This window comes from Trichlorobacter sp. (genome assembly GCF_030247655.1).
Classification (GTDB): Bacteria; Desulfobacterota; Desulfuromonadia; order Geobacterales; family Pseudopelobacteraceae; genus Trichlorobacter.
Genome location: NZ_JAOTRZ010000232.1, coordinates 1 through 4,496, shown reverse-complemented (window position 1 = coordinate 4,496; position 4,496 = coordinate 1). Strand labels below are relative to the sequence as shown.

The 4,496-nt window shown below is 52.0% G+C and carries 4 protein-coding genes and 1 pseudogene; 4 read left to right on the top strand and 1 reads right to left on the bottom strand.

The window, feature by feature from the left end:
• The coding region (locus tag OEL57_RS14545; RefSeq protein WP_414718532.1) for a MutS-related protein at positions 1-434 on the top strand (434 nt) is incomplete at its 5' end.
• Positions 435-456: 22 nt separating this feature from the next.
• On the opposite strand, the gene OEL57_RS14540 is transcribed toward OEL57_RS14545, so the two are convergent.
• Complete coding sequence (locus OEL57_RS14540) at positions 457-1,017, bottom strand: chalcone isomerase family protein (protein ID WP_300741422.1); 561 nt, start codon at positions 1,015-1,017, stop codon at positions 457-459.
• 212 nt (positions 1,018-1,229) lie between these two features.
• On the opposite strand from OEL57_RS14540, the gene OEL57_RS14535 reads away from it, so the two are divergent.
• The 3 genes and pseudogenes from OEL57_RS14535 to OEL57_RS14525 all read left to right on the top strand — a co-directional run.
• Entirely contained in the window at positions 1,230-2,480 is a 1,251-nt protein-coding gene (locus tag OEL57_RS14535) for an N-acetylmuramoyl-L-alanine amidase (RefSeq protein ID WP_300741420.1), read from the top strand.
• Positions 2,480-3,320: pseudogene (gene rsmI, locus OEL57_RS14530) on the top strand (16S rRNA (cytidine(1402)-2'-O)-methyltransferase). Before OEL57_RS14535 ends, rsmI begins: the two are co-directional and overlap by 1 nt.
• 22 nt (positions 3,321-3,342) lie before the next feature.
• A partial coding sequence (locus tag OEL57_RS14525; protein ID WP_300741416.1) for a UDP-glucose dehydrogenase family protein occupies positions 3,343-4,496 on the top strand: 1,154 nt, incomplete at its 3' end.

Sequence of the window (4,496 nt, the reverse complement as noted above, 5' to 3'; positions counted from 1 at the left end):
CCTGCCGACCACGCACCCTGTTTGCCACTCACTACCATGAACTGGCCGACCTGGCTGCCACTCGCGAGCGGATCACCAACCTGACCGTGGCAGTGAAAGAGTGGAATGATCAGGTAATCTTCCTGCGCACCATCATCCCCGGTGCCGCCTCACACTCCTACGGCATCCAGGTGGCCCGTTTGGCAGGCATGCCCCGCGAGGTGATTGAACGGGCCAAAGAGGTGCTTAAAACCCTGGAAGAAGGGGAATTTGAGCAGGGCTCGCCCCGCCTGTCCAAAAGCAGCATCGTCCCACCAAGGAAAGAGACTGCCCAGTTCACCCTGTTTGAACAGCAAGGCGACCTGCTGCGGGAACGGTTGAAAAAACTGAACATCAACACCATGACGCCCCTGGAGGCGCTGAACCTGCTGGATGAACTGAAGCGGATGGCTTGATGCAATACCACCTCAAGGCAGGCTAGAGTCTTCCCAGCATTCCTGCCCGTACTGCTTCATCAATCGGATAGAGGCCGACAAAGGCCTTGAGCAGGGCACTCTGCAAGCTTTTTGAAGCTAGTGATCCCACCACCTGATTATTACGACTGACCCGCACTGTTCCGTCAGGAGAGAAACTCAAGTCCAACACTTCACCATTCATAAAATCTTTAGTGAAGAACCCATACAGGCGTTGAAGCTCTGGACTCCCAGACATGCTTGACGTATTCCTGATCAGTGCCTCATTTAATGCCTCAACAAACTTGTCTTTCAAAATCCGTTTATGCAAGAAATTGATCCTGACGAGCTTGGCACCAGGGGCATTGACCACCTCGGCGCTTTTGGCTGTCTGTTTCTCTAAATAGAGTGAACTTACGTAGACTTTACCAAACATTTTTGTGCGCAGTCCAAACCCGTTTAAATGCAATGACTGGCCATCAACAACCGTCGAACCGTCAATCTGAACACCATAGGCATTCAACGCATGGGACGAGACCGGCGTGACAAGCAACAGACAAAGAACTATAATACTTAATACTTTCATACAGATACTCCTTATCACCACACCTTCAATTCAAAACATATAGTAAACCATATAATATAGATCCGCAAAAATTAAAAGAAACAAATTTTAACAATCAGACTTGCTACTGCCAATATCATCATCAAGCGGTCAGTTTTGTTGAAAAAACTGAATATTTCTGTTATGACACCGCATGTAACACGCGAACTTTTCTGACAAACAAAAAAGACCCAATGACAAAACTAAAATTTTACATACCTCTATTACTGGCTATTCTGTTGTTGCCGTTGCTGACATCAGCCAGTCATGCTGCCAGATCTGCCAAAAAGCAGATTGTCGCCGAAACACGCCTCTCCTCTCCTGCCCAGGTACTTGAACTGAAACACTGGTCAAACCCGGATTACACTCGAATTTCAATCGCTCTGGAACGGGATGTCATCTGGGAAAGCCATGAGCTGGACAAAGGTGCTGGGCGTAGCGGCAAACCGGGCCGGATATTTATTGACCTGCACAACGCTAAGCTTGGCAACAGCACGCGCGATATAACCATCGGTGATGGCCTGTTAAAAGGGGTTCGGGCAGCCCTGTACAAACCAGGTGTGGTACGGGTAGTACTTGATACCGATAACATCCGCGACTACAAGATTTTCCCCCTCTCTGATCCGGCCCGGCTGATCATCGATGTGCGGGGAGAACGGCGCACAGAAATCAGCCAACTTGAAAACAGCCTGACAAATCGTGTACAGGAGCCCCCTCCTGCACCAAAGTCAGACCGGATCACAAAGCCAGTAAAAAAACAACCTGCCCTATCAAAAATACGCCGGATTGTGCTGGACCCTGGCCATGGTGGCCATGACCCGGGCGCAGTGGGACACAGCGGGCTTCAGGAAAAAGATATAGTGCTTTCCATAGGCTTGAAACTGCGCGAAAAAATAAAGGACGAGTTGGGACTTGATGTGGTGATGACCCGCTCTACCGACATTTTTATACCACTGGAAGAGCGGACCGCCATCGCCAACAAGGTCAATGCCGACCTGTTTGTCTCAATCCATGCCAATGCCGCCCCTAATCGTAATGCCGCCGGCATTGAAACCTACTACCTGAATCTAGCCAAAACCGAAAAAGTAGCCCAACTGGCAGCCAAAGAAAACGGTACCAGCCTGGAGAAGGTCAGCACCCTGCAGGCGATCCTGTTTGACCTGATGGCGAATTACAAGCTGAATGACTCCGCCCATCTGGCAGAAGAGATCCAGAAGGCGATCTACAAAACTGCCAAGGCAAAGTATCCGGACACCAAAAATCTGGGGGTCAAACAGGGACCTTTCTACGTTCTGGTGGGAGCCAGCATGCCCAGTATCCTGACTGAGGTCGGTTTCCTGAGCAACACTATTGAAGAGGCTCATCTGAAAGACCCGTCCTTCCATGACCTGACTGCCGACGGTATTCTTGACGGAATCAGGGCGTATATCACCTCACTCAAGTAATGTCCGGCACCCTCTACATTGTGGCTACACCGATCGGTAATCTGGAGGACATAACCTTCCGGGCTGTCCGTATTCTCCAGGAAGTGGATCTGATCGCTGCCGAAGATACCCGGCACTCACGAAAGCTGCTCTCCCATTTTGGCATTACCACAGCCCTGACCTCGTACTACGATCACAACCAGGCGCTAAAAGGTGAGCGGATACTGGCAACCTTGCATGAAGGCAAACAGGTGGCACTTATTTCTGATGCCGGAACCCCCTGCATTTCAGACCCTGGCTACCAGTTGGTTCGGGATGCCCTGGCTGCGGGAGTAAAGGTTGTGCCGATACCAGGTGCATGCGCCGCAGTAACGGCACTTTCAGCCGCCGGATTACCCACAAATGCCTTCACTTTTGCCGGATTTCCGCCGAATAAAGAAGGTAAGCGTCGTTCGTTCCTGGCCTCGCTGGCAACTGCCCATGGAACGGTAGTGCTCTATGAAGCACCCCATCGCCTGGCAGTAACCCTGGCTGATATCAACACCATACTGGGTGAGCGGCAGGTAGTAGTAGCACGGGAGTTGACCAAGATTTACGAAGAGCTGTTGCTGGGCAACACGGTACAGGTGCGTGAATTGGTGCAGGATGGCCGTGAGCGGGGCGAAGTAGTTATTCTGATAGCACCGGCAGATGAAAACAGCGTGGTTCAGGAGGGCTTGTCAGCAGAAGAGCAGCTGGCTGCCACCCTGGCCAAGGGACATACGGTCAAAGAAGCAGCGGCCCTGGTGGCTGCCGCAACCGGCTTACCACGTCGGGGAGCTGTATGCGCAGGCTTTGCTATTGCGGGGCAAAAAAGAATGATACTTTCACAAGGAGTTGTTTGATGAAGATATCCGTATTTGGTGCTGGTTATGTTGGTTTAGTTGCTGCGGCCTGTTTTGCCGAGAGCGGTAACACCGTCATCGCGGTTGATGTTGATCAGAAAAAGATCGAAGGCCTTAAAAACGGCATTATCCCGATCTATGAACCGGGCCTGAAAGAACTGATCCAGCGCAACCAGACTGAAGGCCGCCTCTCCTTCACCACTGATGTCGTTGAAGCCGTTGAAAAATCACTGATCCAGTTCATTGCCGTTGGTACTCCTCCCGGTGAAGACGGCTCCGCTGACCTGCAGTACGTCCTTGCCGTTGGTCGCACCATTGGCCAGCAGATGAACAGCTTCAAGATCATCGTCGACAAATCCACCGTACCGGTCGGCACTGCCGATAAAGTCCGGGCTGCTGTTCAGGAAGAACTGGACAAGCGCGGTTCCCACCTTGAATTTGACGTTGTCTCCAACCCGGAATTCCTCAAGGAAGGAGCCGCCATAGACGACTTCATGAAACCAGACCGGGTTGTTGTCGGTACCGACAATGTCCGTACCGCTGAAATCATGAAAGAGCTCTACGACCCATTCATGCGCAGACAGAGCCGATTGATCATCATGGATATCCGTTCTGCAGAAATGACCAAATACGCGGCCAACGCCATGCTGGCCACCCGCATCTCCTTCATGAACCAGATTGCCGGTCTCTGCGAACGGATGGGGGCTGACGTTGCCGCCGTACGTGAAGGGATCGGCTCTGACTCCCGGATCGGCTATGACTTCCTCTTCCCCGGCCCCGGCTACGGCGGTTCCTGCTTCCCCAAAGATGTCAAGGCACTGATCCGTACCGCCGAAGAATGCAGCTATGATTTCCTGTTGCTGAAAGCGGTGGAAGAGGTCAATGAACTACAGAAAGAAATACTGGCCAGCAAACTGATCAAAACCCTTGGTAGCACAGACAAGGAAAAGCCACTTGCCGGCAAGATCATCGCCTGCTGGGGGCTCTCCTTTAAACCCCGCACCGACGACATGCGTGAGGCACCCTCACTAACCGTCATCGAGCGTCTGCTGGCAGCCGGTGCAACCGTCCGCGCTCACGATCCTGAAGCGATACATGAGGCAAAAAAATACTTCGGCGACCTGATCGAATACAATACCAACCAGTACGATAT